We start from the raw sequence: 20,416 nt of genomic DNA, 5'->3' as shown, positions 1-20,416 counted from the left end.
GGGTGGAGGGGCTCTTTCCGCGCTCCAGACGCTCGGGTAAGCCACCCCCGAACTTCAGGAGCCCCCGCCATGATCACCCGTCTCGAACCCGGCGCCCGCATGAGCGAGGCCGTGATCCACGGCGACACCATCTATCTCGCCGGTCAGGTCGGCGAGCCCGGCGAGGACGTCGTCGCCCAGACGAAGACCTGCCTGTCCGAGATCGAACGTCTGCTGGGCCTCGCCGGATCGGACAAGTCGAAGATCCTGATGGCGACCATCTGGCTGGCCGACATCGCCGACTTCGCCGCCATGAACAGCGTCTGGGACGCCTGGGTCGATACAGCCAACCCGCCCGCCCGCGCCACCTCGGAAGCGAAACTGGCCTCGCCGGACTACCTCGTCGAGATCGTGGCGACGGCGGCGAAGTGATGAGTGACAGCGAACTCGAACGCTTCAAGGCCCAGCGCGTCACCGCCCTCTTCCGCCTCGACCTGATCGAGAAGGGGGCCCAGATCAGCTACGAAGACGGCACGCCCGTCGACATGGCTTCCGAAAAGGCCCGCCTCCAAGAAGTCGTCGCCGACATGGACCGCCGCATCGCCTGGCTCGAGGCCGAGGCCCCCGACAAGCCGAACTGATATCCTCACCAAGCGCAGCTTGGGGAGGGGGACCGCCCGCCTCTTGGCGGGTGGTGGAGGGGGTTCTTGCTTCCTTACCGTCGAAGACGCGCCTCCGCCGCCTCCCGGATCGCGACCAGAACCCCATCCAGATTGTCCCGGATCGACAAGGCCTGGAACCGGATGACTTCTATTCCCTGCCTTGCCAGCCATGCTGTCCGCCGCCGGTCGTGTTCGATCTGGTCAGGCTGATCGTGCACTGCGCCATCGACCTCGACGGCGAGCTTCGCGGCCACGCAGTAGAAGTCGAGAATGTACGGCCCCTCCGGCCGCTGGCGGCGAAACTTCAGCCCGGCCAGCCCGCCGTTCTTCAGGCAAATCCAAAGCCGCGCCTCGGGCGGCGTCAGACTGCGGCGGAGATCGCCCGCGCGATGATAGGTGACGGCGTCTGGCTTCGGCAAAGAACCCCCTCCACCGCCCTGCGGGCGGTCCCCCTCCCCACGCTACGCGTGGTGAGGATATTCCAAGTGAAACGGAACGGGAACATGCTATAGGTCCCGGGTGACGCTGACCGCCGCGACATTGCCGCCCCTGTTCGCCGACTGGTTCGCGAAGCGTGGCTGGAGCCTGCGTCGGCACCAGGCCGAGATGATCGCGGCGGGCGTCGCCGGACAGCATGCGCTGCTCGTCGCTCCCACCGGCGGCGGCAAGACCCTGGCGGGCTTTCTGCCCAGCCTGATCGAACTGGCCGGGCGCGGCCCGCGACCGGCCATAGGCCCCGGCTCGGGCATCCACACCCTCTACATCTCGCCGCTCAAGGCCCTGACCACCGACGTCGAGCGCAACCTGATGACGCCCATCCGCGAGATCGGGCTGAACATCCATGTCGAGAGCCGCACCGGCGACACCAAACAGTCGAAGAAGCAGCGCCAGCGCGACTTCCCGCCCGACATCCTCCTGACCACCCCCGAACAGCTGGCGCTGTTCTGCGCCTGGGATGGCGCGCGCGCATACTTCGCCGACCTCAAATGCATCGTGCTGGATGAGGTCCACGCCATCTGGAGCGGCAAGCGCGGCGACCTGCTGGCGCTGGGGATCGCACGGCTCCAGCAATTCGCCCCGGCGATGCGGCGGGTGGCCCTGTCGGCGACCATCGACGATCCCGATCTGATCAGGGATTGGCTACGGCCTCACGTCCCCGAAGGCGACCTGCAGGATGTGACCTTGGTGAAGGGCGACCCCGGCGCCCCGCCGGTCGTCGATGTGCTGGTGTCCGAGGGCCATGTCCCTTGGGCGGGCCACACCGGCCAGCACGCCATTCCCGAGGTCTATGAGGCCATCAAGCGCTCGGGCATGACCCTGATCTTCGTCAACACCCGCTGGCAGTCGGAGTTCGTCTTCCAGCAGCTGTGGGAGATCAATGACGACAACCTGCCCATCGGCCTGCACCACGGCTCTCTGGCGGCCGAGCAGCGCCGCAAGGTCGAGGCGGCGATGGCGCGGGGCGATCTGCGCGCCGTGGTCTGCACCTCGACGCTCGACCTCGGCATCGACTGGGGCGATGTCGATCTGGTCATCCAGCTGGCCGCGCCCAAGGGGGCCAGCCGCCTCGTCCAGCGCATCGGCCGCGCCAACCACCGGCTGGACGAACCGTCCCGCGCCCTGATGGTCCCCGCCAGCCGCTTCGAGATGCTGGAGTGTCAGGCCGCGCGCGAGGCCGTCGCCGAGAACGCCTTCGACTGGGAGCCGCACCACATCGGCACCCTCGACACCCTGGCCCAGCACATCATGGGTCTGGCCTGTTCCGAGCCCTTCCGGCTGGACGACCTGCACGCCGAGATCACGACCTGCGGCCCCTATGCCGACCTGCCCTATGAGCAGTTCGAGGAGGTCGTCGATTTCGTCGCCACCGGCGGCTACGCCCTGCGCTCCTACGACCGGTTCGCCCGGATCGTGAAGGACCGCGAGGGCCGCTGGAAGGTTCGCAACGCCGACACCGCCCAGCGCCACCGCATGAACGTCGGCGCCATCGTCGCGGCCGGGACGCTGAACGTTCGCGTCGCCTCGCGCCGGGGCGCCGGGGCGACCAAACAGCTGGTCGGCGGCCGCAAGGTCGGCGAGGCCGAGGAGTGGTATTTCGAACAGCTGACGCCCGGCGACACCTTTCTGTTCGCCGGCCAGATCTGGGCCTTCCAGGGCATCTCGGGCACCGACGCCCTTGTTACCCATGCCCAGGACAAGGACCCCAAGATCCCGTCCTGGGGCGGATCGAAATTCCCCATGTCGACCTCTCTGGCCGATCGGGTTCGCAGCCTGGTCCAGAACCGCGACCACTGGCGTGTCCTGCCCAACGACGTTCAGGAATGGCTCGAGCTGCAGGAGGCGAAGTCGGCCATTCCGACGGCGGACCAGATGCTGATCGAGACCTTCCAGCGCGGCAGCCGCCACTTCATGGTCGCCTATCCGTTCGAGGGCGGCCTCGCCCACAACACCCTGGCCATGCTGCTGACACGGCGGCTGGACCGGGCGGGCGTCGGGCCTCTGGGCTTTGTCTGTACGGACTATTCGATCGCCATCTGGTCGATCAAGCCCATGACTTCGACCGCCGACGGCGGCGATCTCGACTACGACGACCTGTTCCAGCCCGACATGTTGGGCGACGATCTGGAGAGCTGGCTGGAGGAGAGCTTCATGATGAAGCGCACCTTCCGCAACTGCGCCCTCATTTCCGGCCTGATCGAAAGGCGTCAGCCGGGGCAGGAGAAGACGGGCCGTCAGGTGACCTTCTCCACCGACCTGATCTACGACGTCCTGCGTCGCCACCAGCCCGATCATCTGCTGCTGCGCACCGCGCGAGCCGATGCGGCGGCGGGCCTGCTGGATGTGGCGCGGCTGGGTCAGCTGCTGACCCGCATCTCCGGCCACATCCGGACCAAGGCGCTGGAGCGTCCCTCGCCCTTCTCCGTTCCGGTTCTGGTGGTCATCGGCCGCGAGCGGGTCGGGGGCGGCGACGCAGCCGACATGATCCTGAAGGAATCCGCCGAGGCCCTGATCGCCGAGGTCATGGACGACGCCCCGCCTGAGTTGCAGGGGGCGGCGTGACGGCGACTGTGCGTGTTGAGGCCAAATCGGAGGAGTGGCGGATGGTTCTGGCGCCGAGGCGGAGCGGATGCGGCGGGCTGGCGGTGCGGATCGCCGGCGAGCGCTGCGTGCTGCGCTGTTCGGGCGCCATGCATGTGGTCGAACACGACGTCCTGATCGTCGCCGACCTGCATCTGGAGAAGGGCTCGGCCTTCGCCGTGCGCGGCCAGATGCTGCCCCCCTATGACTCGGCCGCGACCCTCGCCCGGCTGGAGGCCGAGATCGCCGAGGTGAACCCCGGCCGCGTCGTCCTGCTGGGCGACAGCTTCCACGACCGCCGCTCGATCCCGCGCATGGCCGACAGCGACCGCGAGACCCTGGAGCGGATCGCCTTCGGCCGCGACTGGCTGTGGCTGGAGGGCAATCACGACCGGGAAGCTTTAGGCGCCGACCTCGACCGCCTGCCCGGCTCGGTCATCGAGACCTTGTCGCTGGGCGCCCTGCGGCTGGTGCACGAGCCCATGCCGGGCGATCAGCCGGGCGAGGTGGCGGGACACCTGCATCCCGCCGCCCGCGTCGCCGCCTATGGCCGGGGCGTGCGCAAGCCCTGCTTCATTACCGACGGCAGCCGCATCATCCTGCCGGCCTTCGGCGCCTTCACCGGCGGGCTGAACGTGCGCGATCCGGCCATCGCCAGCCTGTTTTCGACGCCGCCGCTCGCCGCCGTTCCGGGCCGGGACGAGGTGCATGCGATCGCCTGGAAGAGTCTGGTCTAGGGCCTAGCTCTTCAGGCGCCAGCCCGAGCGGAACACCAGCCAGCAGGCGAAGGCCATGACGACCGTCAGGACCGCGCTCATCACCACCCCGATCATCAGACTGCCCTCGGCATGGCCGATGAAGCCCGCGCGGAAGCCGTCGATCAGATAGAAGAAGGGGTTGAAGTGGCTGACGGTCGCGAACGGCTCCGGCAGGTTCTGCACCAGATAGAAGGCGCCCGACAGGAAGGTCATGGGCATGACGACGAAATTCTGGACCGCCGCCAGCTGGTCGAACTTCTCGGACCACAGCCCGGCCAGCACCCCCACCATCCCCATCAAGAGCGAGGCGATCAGGCCGAAATAGAGAATGATCGCAAGATTGGCGACGCCCAGTTTCGCGAACGGCAGGACGCAGACGGCCGTCACCAGACCAACGGCGATGCCACGCGTCGCGGCGCCCATGGAAAAGCCGATCGTCAGCTCCAGCGGGCTCAGCGGCGGGGTCAGAAAGTCGGTCGAGGTGCCCATGATCTTGGCCTGGATCAGGCTGGAGGACGCATTGGCGAAGGCGTTGTTCAGGATGGCCATCATGATCAGGCCGGGCGCCACGAACTCGGCGAAGGGGGTGCCGTCGATCGGCGGTCGCGACCCCTTCAGGGCCACCACGAAAACCAGCATGTAGAGAAGCGTGGTCACCACCGGCGCCGCCACCGTCTGGGTCCCGACCTTCCAGAACCGCCGCACCTCGCGCAGGTACAGGGTCTGCACCCCCACCCAGTTGACCCCGTTGTAACGGCGGGGCGTCGGCAGTCCGGACGGGCGAGTGGAGGCGAGATCAGTCATGGGCCGGGAAATGCGCCCGACGGCGGCGCTTCGCAACCGCTTAGCGCCCCAAATAACACCGATTCAACATCTGGTTTCTGTGGACGGACTGATTCGCACATCTTGCGTCTGTTAACCGCTCGTTTACGATTGGTGGTAGGTCGCGGGTCCGGGAGGACGGTCTCGCCACTACATATTGAATCCTGATCCCCCCGGAGGGCGACATGACCGCAGGCTGGACCGAAGACCGCGTTGGCGCGCTGAAGAAGCTCTGGCTCGAAGGCCAGTCGGCCAGCCAGATCGCCAAACAACTGGGCGGCGGCGTCACCCGCAACGCCGTGATCGGCAAGGTGCACCGTCTGGGCCTGTCGGGCCGCGCGACCCCGTCGCAGCCGGCGCGCACCACCACGACCGCCTTCCGCCCAGCCAAGACCCGGACCACCCCGCCCAAGCAGGACTACGGCCAGCCCTCGGCTCCGCGTCGCATCGAGGCCGTCCAGCCGCGCCCGACCGCCCCGGTCCCGCCGACCCCGCTGCCCGTCGTCGTCGAACAGCCCGGCACCGCCACCGTCCTGACGCTCGGCGCACACATGTGCAAATGGCCGATCGGCGACCCGTCGTCGCGTGAGTTCAGCTTCTGCGGCCGTCGCGCCTCGGAAGGCGTCTATTGCGGCGAACACGCCCGCGTCGCCTACCAGCCCGCCGTCAAGAAGAACGGCACCAGCGAACTGACCCGCTCGCTGCGTAGATATATCTAAGTAGGGGCGCTAACGCTCGCGACGCGGTCGCTCGCTGCTTGAGCGCGAGGGCCGCGTCGTTGCGTTTGGCGTCTCTATGAGTTGCTCCGTCGAGACTTCGGCGGACACACATCCACCCCGCACGGCTCCCCAGTCAGCGCGGGCTCTGGGCGGGGCTGCGGTTATCCGGGTTGACGCAGCCCCATCGCCCTCTCGTCACGCCGTCTCAGGCAGGCGCATAAGTCAGCAGGACCACGTCATCCCCGACCAGTTCGCTCGACACCAGCTCCAGAGGCGGCGGCGCCTCACTGAAGAACAACACCCCCTCGGCGCCGAGCTTCGGCCCCACCACGACCGGGTGCAGATAGATCCGGTATTCGTCGATCATATCCGGCGCCATCAGCTGGTTCGCCAGACCCGGCCCGGCGATCTCGATCTCGCCCTCCAGCCGTTCCTTCAGCCCGCGCATCGCCGTCGCCAGGTCGCCCTCGACCAGGGTCGCATTGGGCCCCACCTCTTTCAGCGTTCGCGACACCACATATTTCGGCGTCGCCCGCCAGGCCTGGGCGTACTCACGCTCCGGCGCGTCCCAGCCGGGCTGGTCCTCGTCCCAGTAGCGCATGATCTCATACATCCGCCCGCCATAGACGCTGGCCGTCACCGCGCCCATGTGGTCGATGAAATGCCGGAACAGCGTCGGCCCGGGCCCGAAGGCGTCGTGGTTCACATAGCCGTCGAGCGACTGGTTCAATCCGTAGACGAGCTTGGCCATGGGCGGATCTCCGTGGAGATCAGCGTTCTAGCACCGACCCGGCCTGAAAGCAGCCTCAGGCGGCCGTGGCCGGAACCTTGTCGGTGACGAACAGGGCATGGGCGGCGTCGACCGTGCGGGCCTGACGCAGGCTTTCGCGCAGTTCCGGCGAGCGCACGGCGCGCGAGACCGCGGCCAGGGCGCGCAGATGGTCGGCACCGTCGCGCGGCGGGGCGAACAGGGCGAACAGCAGATCGACCGGACGGTCGTCGACCGATCCATAGGCGACGGGCGTATCCAGGCGCACGAAGACGCCGAACACGCGGGCCAGGCCTTCGATCCGGGCGTGCGGAACCGCCACGCCCGAACCCAGGCCCGTGGAGCCCAGGGCCTCACGTTCCAGAAGCGCGTCCATGACGCGGGCCGCATCCAGCCCCATGGCCGAGGCGGCGGTTTCGGCGACGACCTGAAGAGCCTGCCGTTTCGACGACGCACCGCTGCGCAGGACGATCCCGTCCTCCGCCAGCAATTCACCGATGTCCATGACTATCCCCGACTCGATACGCTCGTCCCCGATGGGGCGGGCGGGCTTTAACCCTTCCGCCGCATCAAGGAAAGCCTTCTACTGACAGCTAGCACTAAGGGCTTACGGAAGCGTGCCCATTGGTTTTCGGCCTGGAAGCGCCGCCGTTCAGGGTGGAAGAGGTCCGCTCCGGATCGATCCAGCCCACATTGCCGTCCGGCCGGCGATAGACCACCGACAGGCCGCCATGGGCCGCATTGCGGAATAGCACGACCGGATAGCCGGTCATGTCGAGCTCCAGCACCGCGCGTCCGACCGTGATGGTGCGGATTTCGGCCTCGGTCTCGGCGATGACCATGCCGACCGGCGGCGGTTCGTCCGAGGTTCCCGTATCGCCGAAGACGTCATCCTCGACGGAGTCCGGATTGCGCAGCACGATCGAGCGTGCGACCGAGGCCGCGGCCATTTCGGTCTTTTCGGGCGACAGGCCCTTGGGCCCGATATGGTGATCCTTGAGACGGCGCTTGTAGCGGCGGACCCGCTTCTCAAGCTTGTCGAGACTGTCGGTAAAGGCCGAATGTGCGTCCCCGCCGAGTCCGGTCGTCACCAGCGACTGGCCCGAGGCCAGGCGGACCCAACAGTCCACCTTGAACCCATAGCCATCCTTGGAGACAACGACCTCGGCGTCCTGACCGCCGCGTTCGAAGTACTTACCGACTCCCTCTTCGAGTTCCTGGGAGATGCGCGAGCCTAACGCTTCGCCGACATCCACTTGCTTGCCGCTGACTTGGACTTGCATGCGGATAGAACGCTCCCGACTGATTTTGGTGTCAATCGGGATCACTGTTTTGTGGTCGAATCTTCGAACGCCGGTCAGGCGAACTTCAGCATCCGGCGGCGTTGGACCGAGGACGGAATCCTCAAGGCTTCCCGATACTTGGCGACCGTACGACGGGCGATGTCGATGCCCGCCTCGTTCAGAAGCTCGACGATGCGGTCGTCGGACAAAACGTCACCCTCGGCCGTTTCGTGATCGATCATGGATTTGATCCGGTGCCGGACGGCCTCGGCCGAATGGGCGGCGCCGTCGCCGGTCGAGGCGATGGAGGCGGTGAAGAAGAATTTCAGCTCGAACACTCCGCGGGGGGTCGAGACATATTTGTTCGAGGTGACGCGACTGACGGTCGATTCATGCATGCTGATCGCGTCGGCGACGGTCTTCAGATTGAGCGGTCTCAGGAATTCGACGCCGAAGGCGAGGAAGGCGTCCTGCTGGCGCACGATTTCGGAGGCGACCTTCAGAATGGTCTTGGCCCGCTGGTCCAGCGACTTGACCAGCCAGTTGGCCTGGGCCGCGCAGTCGGCGACGAAGGCCTTCTCCGTCTCGGTCCGCGCCCCGGCCGAAACCGAGGCGTGATAGCGTTTGTCGACCAGCAGCTTGGGCAGGGTGTCGGTGTTCAGCTCCACCTTCCAGCCGCCGGCCGGGTCGGGGCGGACATGGACGTCGGGGATCACCGTCTGGGCCGTCTCGCCGCCGAAGCCGGCGCCGGGGCGCGGCGTCAGCCCCTTCAGCTCCGAGATCATCTCCGACAGGTCTTCGGAATCGACGCCGCAGGCCTGACGCAGACCCTGCAGGTCGCGCCGCGCCAGCATCTCCAGATTGTCGAGCAGGGCTTCCATGGCCGGATCGAAGCGGTTGCGCTCGATCAGTTGCAGCTTCAGGCACTCGGGCACCGAACGGGCCATGATCCCGGTCGGCTCGAAGCCGTGGCAGACGGTCAGGACCGCCTCGACCCGTTCCAGGCCGCAGCCCAGGCGGTCGGCGATCTCGGCCAGTTCGCCGCGCAGATAGCCGCCCTCGTCGACCGCATCGATCAGGCTGATGGCGATGGCGTGGTCGGTGGCGTCGAAACCGGCGGAGGACGCCTGGGCCTGCAGATGCTCCCAGAGGGTCGCCTCGCGCTGGTCCGGACGTTCGCCGCCCTCGCCGTCGGAGAAGGCCGAGCCGCCCTTGCCCGCGCTGGACCAGTCCGACAGCCCCGGCTGGGCCGCCTCGTCGGACAGGCGGTCGACGGTGCGCTCGCCCGGGGTGGCGTCGCCGTAGACGTCGCTGTCGCCGGCGTCGACGGTCGAATTGCGTTCGGAAATCCCTGTGTCGGAAAAACTCAGCTCGCTGCTTTCGCTGGAGGCGAGGGCGGGAATCTCGTCGCCGGCCTCGCGCGCCGGACCGGCCTCGGTCTCGTCGCGCTGGAGCAGCGGGTTCTTCTCGAGCTCTGTCTCGACGTATTCGTCCAGTTCCTGGTTCGACAGTTGCAGCAGCTTGATCGCCTGCTGCAGCTGGGGCGTGATGACGAGCCCCTGCCCCTGTCTGATCTCCAGCCTCTGACCGACCACCGCCGTTCGTCTCCCAACTCGGGCGTCTGGCCCGGAACTTGCTGTGCCCAGAATGGGGCCAAGGGGTTAACGCCGCGTTTTCCTCCCTATCGCTTGCAATGGGGGGCGCGGCGCGCCTTCGCGCCGTGACGGAGGGACCTTCCCACGCCGACCGTTTACCCTGTCCGTTTCGCGGGATTTCATCGTTCGGCGGCAGAGTGACGTGGAAACGCCCCGTCACAGGTCTCCCCCGCCATGCTGATGTTCCGCCCCCTGCTGCGCTACGCCGACTTCAAGGGTCGGGCGAGCCGGACCGAGTACTGGCTGTTCGCCGTCTTGCAGGGTCTCTGGTACGCACTGCTGATGGGCCTTGCCGTCGGCTCCATGGGACAGTCCGGGGCGGGCCGGGCGACAGCCGGCGTCGTGATCGTCTTCGGCCTGATCGTCGTCAGCCTCCTGGCTCTCATTCTTCCGAATTACGCGGTGCTGGTGCGCCGCCTGCATGACAGCGGACGCGGCGCGGTCTGGCTGTGCCTGATGCTGCCCTCGCTGTTGAGCAGCGTCATGGCGGTCGGCACGATCGCGACGGCGATCGGTTCGGTCGGCCTGGGCGCCAGCCGCGAGGCCTTCCTCGGCACAGCCCTGGTGGGACTGGGCGCGGCCGGTCTGCTGGGCATGCTCGGCTATATCGGCCAGCTGGTCATGTTCATCCTGACCCTGTTGCCCGGCACACGCGGCGAGAACAGGTTCGGTCCCGATCCGCGCGACCCGAGCCAGCGCTACGGCGGCGGCTCCAACCCCGATCTGGATACGGATCGCTGGGACGCCCTGATCGCCGAGGCCAAGCGCGGTGACCCGGACCAACCCTACAAGCCGATCTTCGATTTCGGCCCCGGCCCGATCCAGCCCGAACCGGTCCGTCGAGACGAGCCCGCGCCCTTCCCGGCCCAGCCGCAGCCCCAGTTCCAGGCGTGGAGCAATCCGGCCTGGGACCCCGGCGTCGCCCCGTCACGCCCCTTCGGCCGCCGCGGCGCCTGAAAGGTCAGCCGTAGAGGTCGCCCAGATAGACGCGGCGCACTTCCGGATCGTGGATCACCTGATCGGCGGTGCCTTCGAACAGGACCTCGCCGCCCGACATGATCGAGGCGCGGTCGATGATGTCCAGGGTCTCGCGGACATTGTGGTCGGTGATCAGGACCCCGATGCCCTCGCCCGCCAGATAGCGGATCACCTGACGGATGTCGGCGATGGCCAGGGGGTCGATGCCGGCGAAGGGTTCGTCCAGCAGCATGAAGGACGGCCGGCCCGCCAGCGAGCGCGCGATCTCGACCCGGCGCCGTTCACCGCCCGACAGGCTGGAGGCCGGGGCGTGGCGCAGATGGTCGATATGCAGCTCTTCCAGCAGCCGGGTAGTCTCGACCTCGATCCCCTTGCCGCTCTCGCGCAGCTCGACCACGGCCTTGATGTTCTGCTCGACCGTCATGCCGCGGAAGATCGAGGCTTCCTGCGCCAGATAGCCGAGGCCCATCCGGGCGCGCTGGTACATCGGCTGTCTGGTGATGTCCTCGCCGTCCAGCCAGATCGAGCCGCTGTCGGCCGGGATCAGGCCGGTGATCATATAGAAGCAGGTGGTCTTGCCGGCGCCGTTGGGGCCCAGCAGGCCCGCGACCTCGCCGCGCTGCACCGTCAGGGAGACGTCGCGCACCACCTGCCGCGCGCCGAAGGCCCGGGCGATGTTGTTGACCCTCAGGCCGCGCGCGGGGCCCGGCTCGGGGGCGAGCGTCGGTGCGACCCCGGCGGCGGGGTCGTTGACGTTGAGAGCGGAGAGTTCCTTGCGCGCCAAACCGGGCCTTTCAGTCGATCGAGACCCGCGGCCTCAGTTCGACCCTTGCGGATAGAAGACGCCCTGAATGCGGCCGTTCCCGCCCGCCGCCATGTCCGTCTGCCCCGTGTCGATATTATAGCTCAGCCGACCGCCGGTCAGGACGTTCTTGCCCTGGGTCAGGATGACGTCGCCGGTCACCACGATGGTCGCGCTCGAGACCGTATAGACGGCGCGGTCGCCGCGGATCGTCTCGTTCGGGGTGACGTAATAGACATTGCCCGTCGCCGTGACCGTCGAGATGTTCTGGCCCTCGGCATTGGTCCCGACGATGGAATCGGCGCGCAGCCGGTTCTGGCCCTGGGTCACCTCGGCGCGACCGCGCAGAGCGAAGCCCGTGTTGGTGCGCTCGCCGCCGTCGGCGCCGACCATGATCGGCTGGTCGCTGACGTTGGAGCGCGCCCTCGCCGAAGTCTGGGCGAAAGCCGCGCCGCCGACCACGGCCAGCCCGACCGCCGCCGAAACACCCGCGATAACCGTTCTGTTCATCGTCATCATCATCCACCCGAACGCGTCGTGTTGAACACGCCGCGAATCTTGTTGTCGCCGGAGCCGTTGAAGGTCACCCGCTCGCCCTGATCATAGATGGCATAGGACGATGCGGAAATGGTTCCAAGAGGGCCGTGGCCCTCGATGCCCTTGTTCCCGGTCGTGATCCCGGTCGCCGTGTCCACCACCGCCTCGGGCGTGGTCAGGGTGAAGCCCGAGCCGCCGTCGGTGATCCTGACGTTCGGACCGATGGTCACGGTGCGCTTGACCTCGTCATAGATGCCCGCGTCGGCGGTCATCTGGGTCACCTTGCGGCCGCCGAGATTCAGCCTCAGCACCGGGCCGTTCAGGCGGAAATGCCCGGTGTTCGGGTCGCGCACCGCGCCCGCCGCCCCGATCAGGAAGGAGCGGCCCTGGGCGTCCTGGCCGTGGAACATGGGATTGTCGAGCCGGACCTCGCGGCTCTGGGCGGCCTTGCGCTCGACGCCCGAGATCACCGTGCGGAACACCGTCCAGGTAAAGGCGCCGCCCGCCAGGACCACGATCAGGATCGGCAGCAGCCGGCGATACAGCTGCACCCGGCGCGAGCGCGCACGCCATTTGGCCGCGGCCTGGGCCAGACGCGCCTCGTCCTCGGCGCGCCGCGTCTCGACCGCTTCCTGATCCTGGCCCACGCCCTCAGGCCCGAACTCAGGCATGGGCGAAGATGTCCATCTCTTCCCAACCCTCGAGGTCCAGACGCGACCGGGTCGGCAGGAAGTCGAAACAGGCCTTCGCCAGTTCGGTGCGGCCTTCGCGGGCCAGCATCATGTCCAGCTTGTCCTTGACCGCGTGCAGATAGAGGACGTCCGAGGCCGCATAGTCGAGCTGGGCCTGGGTCAGGACATCCGCGCCCCAGTCGGACGACTGTTGCGCCTTGCTGAGGTCCACGCCCGCCAGTTCGCGGGTCACATCCTTCAGCCCGTGCCGGTCGGTATAGGTGCGGGCCAGCTTCGACGCGATCTTGGTGCAATAGACCGGCCCCGTCTCAACGCCGAGATAGAGCTGCATCATGGCGATGTCGAACCGGCCGAAATGGAAGATCTTGAGCACGCCCCGGTCGGCCATCAGGGCCTTCAGATTCGAACAGTCATAGGCGGGGCGACGCAGGCGCACGACATGGGCGTCGCCGTCCCCGGCCGACAGCTGGACCACGCACAGGGGGTCGCGGTGATAGCGCAGCCCCATGGTCTCCGAATCCACGGCCACCGAGGGGCCGAGGTCGAGATCGTCGGGCAGGTCGCCTTCGTGGAAATAAACGGTCATGCACAGCCTCTAGCCCAGCAGCGCCGTCGATGCGAGGGCGCCGGGTCGAGTGAAAAGTGCCGGTGAGCAAGAGGTGAGCAGGATCGCTTGCACGCATCCAGCCCGGCTCACGCCTTGCTCACCAGCACTTTTTCACAGCAAGCCACCCATGGCGGCGCCCGAAACGAAAACGGCGCCGCATCTGTCGATGCGACGCCGTTTCGAGAATTGGTGCCCAGGAGAGGACTCGAACCTCCACGACCTTTCGATCACTGGCACCTGAAGCCAGCGCGTCTACCAATTCCGCCACCTGGGCCCCTGTCGGTCGGCCGGTGAAGGCGTTTCCGTCGGGAAGGCGCGGACCTCTACGGGAGCCGGACGGGCGGGTCAATATACTTTTGCGACAAGTTTTGCGCATCGCGTTCAAACCCCCTGCCCGCCCCGTTATCCGGCTCCATTGTGCGGTGCGTTGCGATGCAGCGAGACCTGGTCTATCCCGCCACTCTGAGATTTCGATTGGAGCTTCCCATGTCCGCGTTCAGCCCGGGTCTGGTCACTGTGTTCGGAGGCTCCGGCTTCGTCGGCGCCCAGGCTGTACGCGCCTTGGCGAAAGCCGGCTGGCGGGTGCGGGTCGCCGTGCGCGCGCCCAACATCTCCTATGACCTGCGCCCGCTGGGCGAGGTCGGCCAGATCCAGCCGGTCCGCTGCGACATCACCTCGCCCGCCGATGTGGCGACGGCCCTCAAGGGCGCCAGCGCCGCGGTCAACCTGGTCGGCATTCTGCACGAGGGCGGCAAGCGCACCTTCCAGGCCCTCCACGTCGACGGCGCCCGCAACGTCGCCGAAGCCTGCGCGGCCGCCCGCATCGATCGTCTGGTCCAGGTCTCGGCCATCGGCGCCAATCCGGAGAGCGACAGCGACTACGCCCGCACCAAGGCCGCCGGCGAGATGGCCGTGCGCGTCGCCAAGCCGGACGCCGTCATCATCCGCCCCTCGATCGTCTTCGGCGCCGGCGACGGCTTCCTGAACCGCTTCGCGTCCCTGGCCGTCATGGCCCCCGCCCTGCCCCTGATCGGCGGCGGCGAGACCAAGCTGCAACCCGTCTATGTCGGCGACGTCGCCGAGGCCATCGCCCGCGCCACGACCCGTGCCGACGCCGCCGGTCGCACCTTCGAACTGGGCGGCCCGGCCGTCTGGACCTTCGGCGACGTGCTCAAATACATCCTGCGCGAGACCAAGCGCGAGCGCGCCCTGGTCCCCCTGCCCTTCGGCGTCGCCCGGATCATCGGCTCGCTTGCCCAGATCACCGCCGGCTTCGGGATCACCCCGCTGCTGACGAAGGATCAGGTCGTCTCGCTGGAGAGCGACAACCTCGTCGCCCCCGGCGCCGAAGGCCTCGCCGCCCTCGGCATCGAGCCCACCGGCCTGGAAGCCATCGCCCCGGCCTATCTCTGGCGATACCGCAAGGGCGGCCAGTTCGCCGAAAGCCCGGCGGCCGAGACGCTCGTCACGGCTTAAGACCCTTCTCCCTCCCGGGAGAAGCCCGTCTCCCTTCGCCGCTCATCCCGGCGAATGCCGGGATCCAGATCCATGCCGGGCGGTTGAAGCTTCGCGCCTTTCGGGACTTCGCGGCAGGCACGGCGTCTAAATCTGGATCCCGGCATTCGCCGGGATGAGCGGTGTGAAATGCGCCGACCCAGCATACCCGCGCCGAAAAACCCGCCCATGATCAAGGCCTTGGCGCACCATCGCCCCCATCGACTGCGCACGCCTCCGCGCGGCCGTACAATGCCGTCCGCCGGTCTTTGACATCGCGAATCCAGACCACCGCCCGGGCGCACGCCGCTACACCCGAGTGCACGCCGGGTGCATTTTTCAGCGCTGAAAAAATACCTTCAGAGTCCACGCCCTACGGCCCGAACCTGACACCTCGTCTTCGGCCTTGCACTTTTTGCACTCGCCTTTTTTCGAGTGCAAAGACCGTCAGGCGACGACGCCCATAGTCAGCAGGAACAGGCCGGTCGCGCCGATGGCGATCCGCCACCAGGCGAAGGGGGCGAAGCCGTGCTTGGACACGAAGCTCAGCATCCAGCGGATGACGATCAGGCCGCTCACGAAGGAAACGATGAAGCCCAGGGCGATGATCCAGGCGAAGTGGAAGTCGATCGAGTCCTTGGATTTGAGCAGGTCCAGACCGAAGGCCGCGACCATGGTCGGGATGGCGAGGAAGAAGGAGAACTCCGCCGCCGCCGGCTTCTCCAGCCCCAGAACCAGACCGCCCGAGATGGTCGCGCCCGAGCGGGACACGCCGGGCACCAGCGCCAGGCACTGGAACAGGCCGATCAGGAAGGACTGACGCCAGGTCAGGGCCATGGCGTCGCCAGTATGCGGCTTCGGCGCCCAGCGCTCGAGCACCAGCAGGATGACCCCGCCGATGATCAGGGCCCAGCAGATGGTCCTGAGGTCCTCGAAGAGGACCTTGGTGATGAAGTCGTGCAGGAACAGGCCCGCGACAGCCGAGGGAATGAAGGCGATCAGCACACTGATGGCGAAGCGGCGCGCCGACGGGTCGGTGGGCAGCCGGATCAGCACTCCCCACAGCCGCTGGAAATACAGCGCCACCACCGCCAGGATCGCGCCCAGCTGGATCAGCACCACAAAGGCGTTCCAGCGCAGGTCGGTCAGGCCGAGCAGGTGTTGGGTCAGCAACAGGTGGCCGGTCGAGGAGACGGGCAGGAACTCGGTCAGTCCCTCCACGAGCCCAAGGATGATCGCCGCAATCCAGTCCGCCATAGATATCCCCAATGCCCGGATGGGAGTGCCTGATCAGGCCCCGGGTCTGGGACCCACATAGCGCAGTCGGGCGGCGATAGGCGAGCCGTCCGTCGTCTGATCCAGCGCATGGCCGAGCAGGCCCACCAGACGGCCGATCAGCAGCATGTCCGAGGCGCCGTCGCGGGGCAGGTCCAGACGGCGGGCGACGAGAGCCAAAGCCAGGCCCACATTGGCTTTGACGCCCGTCGCCGCCTCGCCTTCGCGCACGATGGCGGCCAGATCGGCGGGCAGTTGGGCGGCTTCCAGCAGGGCCTGCGCCCGCGGATCGCCCTCGGGCCAGGCCGGATCGCCGAAGCCGGGGACGCGTCCGTCGGCCTCCATGCGACGCTGGGCCGCGCCCCTTGGATCGCGCCGGGCCTCGATCACCCAGGCGATGGTCCGCGCCAGTTCGAAGGCCTTGGGCGAGGCGGTGAAGGTGGCCAGCCCCGCCAGCGCCCCCCGCCGGAGAGGCGCCGCCCTCCGCCGCCGCTCGCGTGGCGATGACCGAGGGGTTCATGGCGTGGTCCATGATCAGGACCAGGGCCTGACGGATGATGGTGCTGTCGCGCTCCAGCACCTTCCAGCCGCGACCCAGCCTCTGGTGGAAGAACAGGCGAGGACCGGGGCCGGCGATGGCGTCGACCACCTCATTGAGCACAGAGGCGGCCTGGGCCTTGACCTGATCGGGGGTCTTGCCGGCGCTGGAGGCGTCCTCCTCGGCGCGGCGGGCCAGCGACGCGAACAGCCGGGTCCGGGCCGTGACCCCGCCGGCGCTGTCCAGCCGGGGGCCCAGCCCCGCGAAGGGATTGTCGCCCTGGGCGTCCCACAGCAGCCGGGCCGCGTCCTCCACGGTCGCCGTCTGCGACAGGGCGATGGCGTCCTGCCCCCGGTAGAACAGCCGCCCGTCCGACACCAGGCTCAGGGACGACCGGATGAGGGCCTCGCCCCGCGCCGGGGCGTGCTCGAAAGGTACGAAGGGCGGCGGGGTCTCGCCGGGCGCCAGGGGCGCGCTCAGCCGGGCGATGTCCCCGGCGGCGTACTGGCTGCGGCGCGGGTTGTCGGGGTCCGGACGGGCCGCGATCCGGCCGCGGCTGACATAGGCGTACAGCGTCTGGGTCTTGACCCCCAGCCGCTCCAGGGCCTCGCCCCGGCCGATCCAACGCTCTGTGGTCTCCCCGACCGCCGCCCCACCGCTTGCCATGCGCGATCCACGTCCTGCCTGTGGATGAATGCAGCGCTCACCATGCGGCCATTTCGTGACCGGGGCAATACGGCCAAGCTTGCTGAAACATAAGCCCGCTCTGGATTTGCGCCGCCTGATCGGCGACAAGGCAGGATGACCGAACCCGCCGGCGACACCCTCCCGTCAACTGTGGACAAGGCCGCGATCACGCGCCGGATCACCCGCCTCTCGGTCGGGGTCGCCGTGGCCCTGATCGCGCTCAAGGCCTTCGCCCTAGGCGCCTCCGGATCGGTGTCGGTTCTGGCCTCCCTGACCGACTCGGTCCTGGACCTGATCGCGTCGCTCGCCACCTTCTACGCGGTGCGCTGGGCCGCCGCCCCGCCGGACGAGGAGCACCGCTACGGCCACGGTAAGGGCGAGGCCATGGCCGCCCTGGTCCAGGCCGGTCTGATCTTCGCCTCGGCCGTCTTCATCGGCTGGGAGGCCCTGCAGCGCATGGTCGATCCGCGCCCGGTCGCCGCCGGGGGCTGGGCCGTCGCCGTCATCCTCATCTCCATCGGCCTGACCGCGGGCCTCGTCTGGCTGCAGGGGCGGGCGCTGAAGGAGACCGGGTCCCTCGCCGTCGCCGGCGACCGCAGCCACTATGCCGCCGACCTCGCCGCCAATGGGGTGGTCCTGATCGGCGTCGTCTCCGGCGCCTGGCTGCGCGCGCCGGGCCTCGACGCCGCCGCGGGTCTGATCGTCGCCGTCTGGCTGTTCTGGGGCGCCTTCGGCCTCCTGAAGGACGCCTCGGACCACCTGCTCGACCGGTCGGCGGGCGAGGCCGAGCAACAGGCGGTGACCACCGCCGTCCTCGCCGATCCGCGCATCACCGGCATCCACGCCCTGCGCACCCGGATGGCCGGCTCGACCCTGATGGTCCAGATGCACGTCGATCTGGACCCGCACCTGACGCTGGAGGCCGCCCACGCCATCGTCGAGGCCGCCGAGGCCCGCATCCGCGCCGTCCTGCCCGACTCTGACATCCTGATCCACGCCGACCCGGCCGGGGCCCGCCCCGTGGAACCTCCGGTCAAGCCGGCGGTTGAGACGCCGGTCGCGGGCGGCCAAACCGTCCCACACACAGGACCTTGGTCATAGACGGCGGCTGAACCGAGCGCGGTAAACGGCCCGTTAAGAGCGAGGGGGCCATGGAGTCGCGCATGACGGCCGTACTGTTCCACTTCCCCTTCGATCCCGGCTCGCGCTCGGCGCGACTGGCGCTGGGCGAAGCGCGGATCGCCGTCGAGGAGACAGGGGTGCGGCCTTGGGAGGCAGACTGCCCCGTCCGTGACCTCAATCCGTCCGGTATGCCCCCGGTGCTGCAGACCGCCCATCAGGGCCGGCCGCTGACCCTGTGCGAGGCCAATGCCATCATGGGCTGGGTCGAGGACCAGCAGAAGACGCCGCTGCTCATGCCCGCCGACGCCGGCGAGCGCGCCGAGGTGCGCCGTCTGACCACCTGGTTCGACCGCCGCTTCACCGACGAGGTCAACGCCGTCCTGCTGCACGAACGGATGGAGAAGCCCCTGCTCCGCCTCGGCCCGCCCGAGGCGCAAGGCCTGCGCGAAGGCCGCGCGGCCCTGCGCGAGCATCTGGTCATGCTGGAAGGCCTGCTGGGCGAGCGCGACTGGCTGGCCGGCCGCCGGATGAGCCAGGCCGATCTGGTCGCCGCCGCCCACGTCTCGGTGCTGGACTACTTCGGCGAGGTGGCCTGGAAGTCGTATCCGCTGCTCAAGACCTGGTACATGCGGCTCAAGTCGCGGCCCTGCTTCCGCCCCCTGCTGGCCGACCGGTTCCAGGGCCTGGCCCCCGCTCCCCACTACGCCGACCTCGACTTCTGAGGCCCGGCCGCCCGCCTCCCCGCGAGGGAAGACGGACCTCGGTGATCAGGCGCGTTCCACGCACATGGCCACGCCCATGCCGCCGCCGATGCAGAGGGTGGCCAGACCCTTCCTGGCGCCCGAGCGCTTCATCTCGTGCAGCAGGGTGGTCAGGATGCGGGCGCCCGAAGCGCCGATGGGGTGGCCGATGGCGATGGCGCCGCCGTTGACGTTGACCTTGGCCGGGTCGAGGCCGAGCTCTTTCAGCACGCACAGCGACTGGGCCGCAAAGGCCTCGTTGGACTCGACCAGGTCGAGATCGGCGACGGTCCAGCCGGCCTTCTCCAGCGCCTTCCTCGAGGCCGGGATCGGGCCGGTGCCCATGACCGCCGGGTCGACGCCGGCCGTGGCCCAGGACGCGATGCGGGCCAGAGGCTCCAGCCCCCGCGCCTTCGCGTCCTCGGCCGACATCAGCACCAGGGCGGCCGCGCCGTCATTGAGGCCCGAGGCGTTGGCGGCGGTGACCGTTCCGTCCTTCGTGAAGGCCGGCTTCAGCTTCTCCATGGCCTCCAGCGTCGCGCCGTGGCGGATGTACTCGTCCTGATCGACGGTGATGTCGCCCTTGCGGCCCGGGATGACCACCGGGACGATCTCATCGGCGAACCGGCCGGCCTTCTGGGCGGCCTCAGCCTTGTTCTGGGAGGCGACGGCGAAGGCGTCCTGGGCTTCGCGGCTGATGTGGCCCTCGGCGGCGATGTTCTCGGCCGTCTGGCCCATGTGATAGCCGTTGAAGGCGTCCCACAGCCCGTCCTTGATCATGGTGTCGACCAAGGCGATGTCGCCCATCTTCTGGCCGGTCCGCAGGTGCTGGGCGTGGGGCGCCTGGCTCATGCTCTCCTGACCGCCGGCGACGACGATCTTCGCATCGCCAAGCGCGATCTGCTGGGCGGCGACGGCGACGGCGCGCAGGCCCGAGCCGCAGATCTGGTTCAGGCTCCAGGCCGGGGTCTCCTTCGGGATGCCCGCGCCCATCGAGGCCTGACGGGCCGGGCCCTGACCGGCGGCGGCCTGAAGCACATGGCCCAGGATGACCTCGTCGACCTCGGCGCCCGCGACGCCCGCCCGCTCCAGCGCCGCCTTGATGGCGATCTCGCCCAGCTTCGAGGCCGGCAGGCCGGACAGGCCGCCGAGGAAGGATCCGACCGGGGTGCGGGCGGCGGAGACGATGACGACGTCGGAGAGGGGGGAGGCCATGATG

The 20,416-nt window shown here is 68.4% G+C and carries 22 protein-coding genes and 1 tRNA gene; 9 read left to right on the top strand and 14 right to left on the bottom strand.

The genetic code is table 11. The features are described 5' to 3' along the window. Positions 1-69: 69 nt before the first annotated feature. Positions 70-411 (top strand): RidA family protein, encoded by a 342-nt coding sequence (locus IFJ75_RS19015; protein ID WP_207870384.1) that lies wholly within the window; start codon positions 70-72, stop codon positions 409-411. After that, the gene (locus IFJ75_RS19010) at positions 411-620 is read left to right on the top strand and encodes a hypothetical protein (protein WP_207870382.1); all 210 of its coding nucleotides are present in this window, start codon (positions 411-413) and stop codon (positions 618-620) included. Before IFJ75_RS19015 ends, IFJ75_RS19010 begins: the two co-directional genes overlap by 1 nt. Before the next feature lie 74 nt (positions 621-694). On the opposite strand, the gene IFJ75_RS19005 is transcribed toward IFJ75_RS19010, so the two are convergent. Beyond that, positions 695-1,060 carry an endonuclease domain-containing protein gene (locus IFJ75_RS19005; protein WP_207870380.1) on the bottom strand — a complete coding sequence of 122 codons (366 nt, stop codon included), beginning with the start codon at positions 1,058-1,060 and terminating at the stop codon, positions 695-697. A 100-nt stretch (positions 1,061-1,160) separates the two neighbouring features. Here IFJ75_RS19005 and IFJ75_RS19000 point away from each other — a divergent pair, with 100 nt between their 5' ends. Both IFJ75_RS19000 and pdeM read left to right on the top strand, forming a co-directional pair. Further along, complete coding sequence (locus IFJ75_RS19000) at positions 1,161-3,701, top strand: ligase-associated DNA damage response DEXH box helicase (protein ID WP_207870378.1); 2,541 nt, start codon at positions 1,161-1,163, stop codon at positions 3,699-3,701. Between the two features lie 41 nt (positions 3,702-3,742). Next, on the top strand, positions 3,743-4,456 hold the full coding sequence (gene pdeM / locus IFJ75_RS18995; protein WP_207870376.1) for a ligase-associated DNA damage response endonuclease PdeM: 714 nt from the start codon (positions 3,743-3,745) through the stop codon (positions 4,454-4,456). Between the two features lie 3 nt (positions 4,457-4,459). On the opposite strand, the gene IFJ75_RS18990 is transcribed toward pdeM, so the two are convergent. Then, positions 4,460-5,281 (bottom strand): ABC transporter permease, encoded by an 822-nt coding sequence (locus IFJ75_RS18990; protein ID WP_207870374.1) that lies wholly within the window; start codon positions 5,279-5,281, stop codon positions 4,460-4,462. Positions 5,282-5,484: 203 nt separating this feature from the next. Between IFJ75_RS18990 and gcrA the strand changes: the two genes are divergently transcribed. Next, entirely contained in the window at positions 5,485-6,018 is a 534-nt protein-coding gene (gene gcrA / locus IFJ75_RS18985) for a cell cycle sigma 70 cofactor GcrA (RefSeq protein ID WP_207870372.1), read from the top strand. A 205-nt stretch (positions 6,019-6,223) separates the two neighbouring features. Here gcrA and IFJ75_RS18980 read toward each other — a convergent pair whose 3' ends face one another. The 4 genes from IFJ75_RS18980 to rpoN form a co-directional block, all read right to left on the bottom strand. Next, complete coding sequence (locus IFJ75_RS18980) at positions 6,224-6,769, bottom strand: dihydrofolate reductase family protein (RefSeq protein ID WP_207870370.1); 546 nt, start codon at positions 6,767-6,769, stop codon at positions 6,224-6,226. Between the two features lie 55 nt (positions 6,770-6,824). Next, on the bottom strand, positions 6,825-7,292 hold the full coding sequence (locus tag IFJ75_RS18975; protein WP_207870368.1) for a PTS sugar transporter subunit IIA: 468 nt from the start codon (positions 7,290-7,292) through the stop codon (positions 6,825-6,827). A gap of 94 nt (positions 7,293-7,386) precedes the next feature. Next, the gene (hpf, locus tag IFJ75_RS18970; RefSeq protein WP_207870366.1) at positions 7,387-8,070 is read right to left on the bottom strand and encodes a ribosome hibernation-promoting factor, HPF/YfiA family; all 684 of its coding nucleotides are present in this window, start codon (positions 8,068-8,070) and stop codon (positions 7,387-7,389) included. 74 nt (positions 8,071-8,144) lie between these two features. After that, positions 8,145-9,665: an RNA polymerase factor sigma-54 gene (rpoN, locus tag IFJ75_RS18965; RefSeq protein ID WP_207870361.1), complete on the bottom strand. Its 1,521-nt coding sequence runs from the start codon at positions 9,663-9,665 to the stop codon at positions 8,145-8,147. Between the two features lie 234 nt (positions 9,666-9,899). On the opposite strand from rpoN, the gene IFJ75_RS18960 reads away from it, so the two are divergent. After that, the gene (locus IFJ75_RS18960) at positions 9,900-10,682 is read left to right on the top strand and encodes a DUF805 domain-containing protein (protein ID WP_207870359.1); all 783 of its coding nucleotides are present in this window, start codon (positions 9,900-9,902) and stop codon (positions 10,680-10,682) included. A 4-nt stretch (positions 10,683-10,686) separates the two neighbouring features. On the opposite strand, the gene lptB is transcribed toward IFJ75_RS18960, so the two are convergent. The 5 genes from lptB to IFJ75_RS18935 all read right to left on the bottom strand — a co-directional run bounded on the left by lptB (position 10,687) and on the right by IFJ75_RS18935 (position 13,615). After that, positions 10,687-11,487, bottom strand: coding sequence for an LPS export ABC transporter ATP-binding protein (gene lptB / locus IFJ75_RS18955; protein WP_207870357.1), 801 nt, complete (start codon positions 11,485-11,487; stop codon positions 10,687-10,689). A 33-nt stretch (positions 11,488-11,520) separates the two neighbouring features. Beyond that, a complete protein-coding gene (locus IFJ75_RS18950) occupies positions 11,521-12,015 on the bottom strand; it encodes an LptA/OstA family protein (protein ID WP_225896907.1) in 495 nt (164 codons plus the stop codon). Between the two features lie 8 nt (positions 12,016-12,023). Then, complete coding sequence (gene lptC, locus IFJ75_RS18945) at positions 12,024-12,713, bottom strand: LPS export ABC transporter periplasmic protein LptC (protein ID WP_207870353.1); 690 nt, start codon at positions 12,711-12,713, stop codon at positions 12,024-12,026. After that, positions 12,706-13,320 carry a ribonuclease D gene (locus tag IFJ75_RS18940; protein ID WP_207870351.1) on the bottom strand — a complete coding sequence of 205 codons (615 nt, stop codon included), beginning with the start codon at positions 13,318-13,320 and terminating at the stop codon, positions 12,706-12,708. The genes lptC and IFJ75_RS18940 overlap by 8 nt, the downstream gene beginning before the upstream one ends. 208 nt (positions 13,321-13,528) lie before the next feature. Continuing rightward, a tRNA-Leu gene (locus IFJ75_RS18935) sits at positions 13,529-13,615 on the bottom strand. Positions 13,616-13,827: 212 nt separating this feature from the next. On the opposite strand from IFJ75_RS18935, the gene IFJ75_RS18930 reads away from it, so the two are divergent. Continuing rightward, entirely contained in the window at positions 13,828-14,817 is a 990-nt protein-coding gene (locus IFJ75_RS18930) for a complex I NDUFA9 subunit family protein (protein ID WP_207870349.1), read from the top strand. 465 nt (positions 14,818-15,282) lie between these two features. Here IFJ75_RS18930 and IFJ75_RS18925 read toward each other — a convergent pair whose 3' ends face one another. Both IFJ75_RS18925 and IFJ75_RS19875 read right to left on the bottom strand, forming a co-directional pair. Then, entirely contained in the window at positions 15,283-16,092 is an 810-nt protein-coding gene (locus IFJ75_RS18925) for an undecaprenyl-diphosphate phosphatase (RefSeq protein ID WP_207870347.1), read from the bottom strand. 33 nt (positions 16,093-16,125) lie between these two features. Continuing rightward, complete coding sequence (locus IFJ75_RS19875) at positions 16,126-16,509, bottom strand: citrate/2-methylcitrate synthase (RefSeq protein WP_263973062.1); 384 nt, start codon at positions 16,507-16,509, stop codon at positions 16,126-16,128. Positions 16,510-17,449: 940 nt separating this feature from the next. On the opposite strand from IFJ75_RS19875, the gene IFJ75_RS18915 reads away from it, so the two are divergent. Together IFJ75_RS18915 and fzlA are read left to right on the top strand one after the other, a co-directional pair. After that, complete coding sequence (locus tag IFJ75_RS18915; protein ID WP_207870345.1) at positions 17,450-18,436, top strand: cation diffusion facilitator family transporter; 987 nt, start codon at positions 17,450-17,452, stop codon at positions 18,434-18,436. Positions 18,437-18,498: 62 nt separating this feature from the next. Next, positions 18,499-19,179 carry an FtsZ-binding protein FzlA gene (gene fzlA, locus IFJ75_RS18910; RefSeq protein WP_207870343.1) on the top strand — a complete coding sequence of 227 codons (681 nt, stop codon included), beginning with the start codon at positions 18,499-18,501 and terminating at the stop codon, positions 19,177-19,179. Positions 19,180-19,224: 45 nt separating this feature from the next. On the opposite strand, the gene IFJ75_RS18905 is transcribed toward fzlA, so the two are convergent. Then, positions 19,225-20,412: an acetyl-CoA C-acetyltransferase gene (locus IFJ75_RS18905; RefSeq protein WP_207870341.1), complete on the bottom strand. Its 1,188-nt coding sequence runs from the start codon at positions 20,410-20,412 to the stop codon at positions 19,225-19,227. Positions 20,413-20,416 lie beyond the last annotated feature (4 nt).

Origin of the sequence: Brevundimonas goettingensis, assembly GCF_017487405.1 — a bacterium.
Lineage (GTDB): Bacteria > Pseudomonadota > Alphaproteobacteria > Caulobacterales > Caulobacteraceae > Brevundimonas > Brevundimonas goettingensis.
Note: the sequence above shows the minus strand (reverse complement) of the source record. Positions and strands in the feature narration are given on the sequence as shown.

Coding starts and splice junctions, on each gene's coding strand:
- fzlA (WP_207870343.1), top strand. CDS start 18,499: ATGACGGCCGTACTGTTCCACTTCCCCTTCGATCCCGGCTCGCGCTCG.
- IFJ75_RS19015 (WP_207870384.1), top strand. CDS start 70: ATGATCACCCGTCTCGAACCCGGCGCCCGCATGAGCGAGGCCGTGATC.
- IFJ75_RS18960 (WP_207870359.1), top strand. CDS start 9,900: ATGCTGATGTTCCGCCCCCTGCTGCGCTACGCCGACTTCAAGGGTCGG.
- IFJ75_RS19010 (WP_207870382.1), top strand. CDS start 411: ATGAGTGACAGCGAACTCGAACGCTTCAAGGCCCAGCGCGTCACCGCC.
- IFJ75_RS18925 (WP_207870347.1), bottom strand. CDS start 16,092: ATGGCGGACTGGATTGCGGCGATCATCCTTGGGCTCGTGGAGGGACTG.
- IFJ75_RS18975 (WP_207870368.1), bottom strand. CDS start 7,292: ATGGACATCGGTGAATTGCTGGCGGAGGACGGGATCGTCCTGCGCAGC.
- gcrA (WP_207870372.1), top strand. CDS start 5,485: ATGACCGCAGGCTGGACCGAAGACCGCGTTGGCGCGCTGAAGAAGCTC.
- IFJ75_RS18990 (WP_207870374.1), bottom strand. CDS start 5,281: ATGACTGATCTCGCCTCCACTCGCCCGTCCGGACTGCCGACGCCCCGC.
- lptC (WP_207870353.1), bottom strand. CDS start 12,713: ATGCCTGAGTTCGGGCCTGAGGGCGTGGGCCAGGATCAGGAAGCGGTC.
- pdeM (WP_207870376.1), top strand. CDS start 3,743: ATGGTTCTGGCGCCGAGGCGGAGCGGATGCGGCGGGCTGGCGGTGCGG.
- IFJ75_RS18940 (WP_207870351.1), bottom strand. CDS start 13,320: ATGACCGTTTATTTCCACGAAGGCGACCTGCCCGACGATCTCGACCTC.
- IFJ75_RS18950 (WP_225896907.1), bottom strand. CDS start 12,015: ATGAACAGAACGGTTATCGCGGGTGTTTCGGCGGCGGTCGGGCTGGCC.
- IFJ75_RS18930 (WP_207870349.1), top strand. CDS start 13,828: ATGTCCGCGTTCAGCCCGGGTCTGGTCACTGTGTTCGGAGGCTCCGGC.
- hpf (WP_207870366.1), bottom strand. CDS start 8,070: ATGCAAGTCCAAGTCAGCGGCAAGCAAGTGGATGTCGGCGAAGCGTTA.
- IFJ75_RS18980 (WP_207870370.1), bottom strand. CDS start 6,769: ATGGCCAAGCTCGTCTACGGATTGAACCAGTCGCTCGACGGCTATGTG.
- IFJ75_RS18905 (WP_207870341.1), bottom strand. CDS start 20,412: ATGGCCTCCCCCCTCTCCGACGTCGTCATCGTCTCCGCCGCCCGCACC.
- IFJ75_RS18915 (WP_207870345.1), top strand. CDS start 17,450: ATGACCGAACCCGCCGGCGACACCCTCCCGTCAACTGTGGACAAGGCC.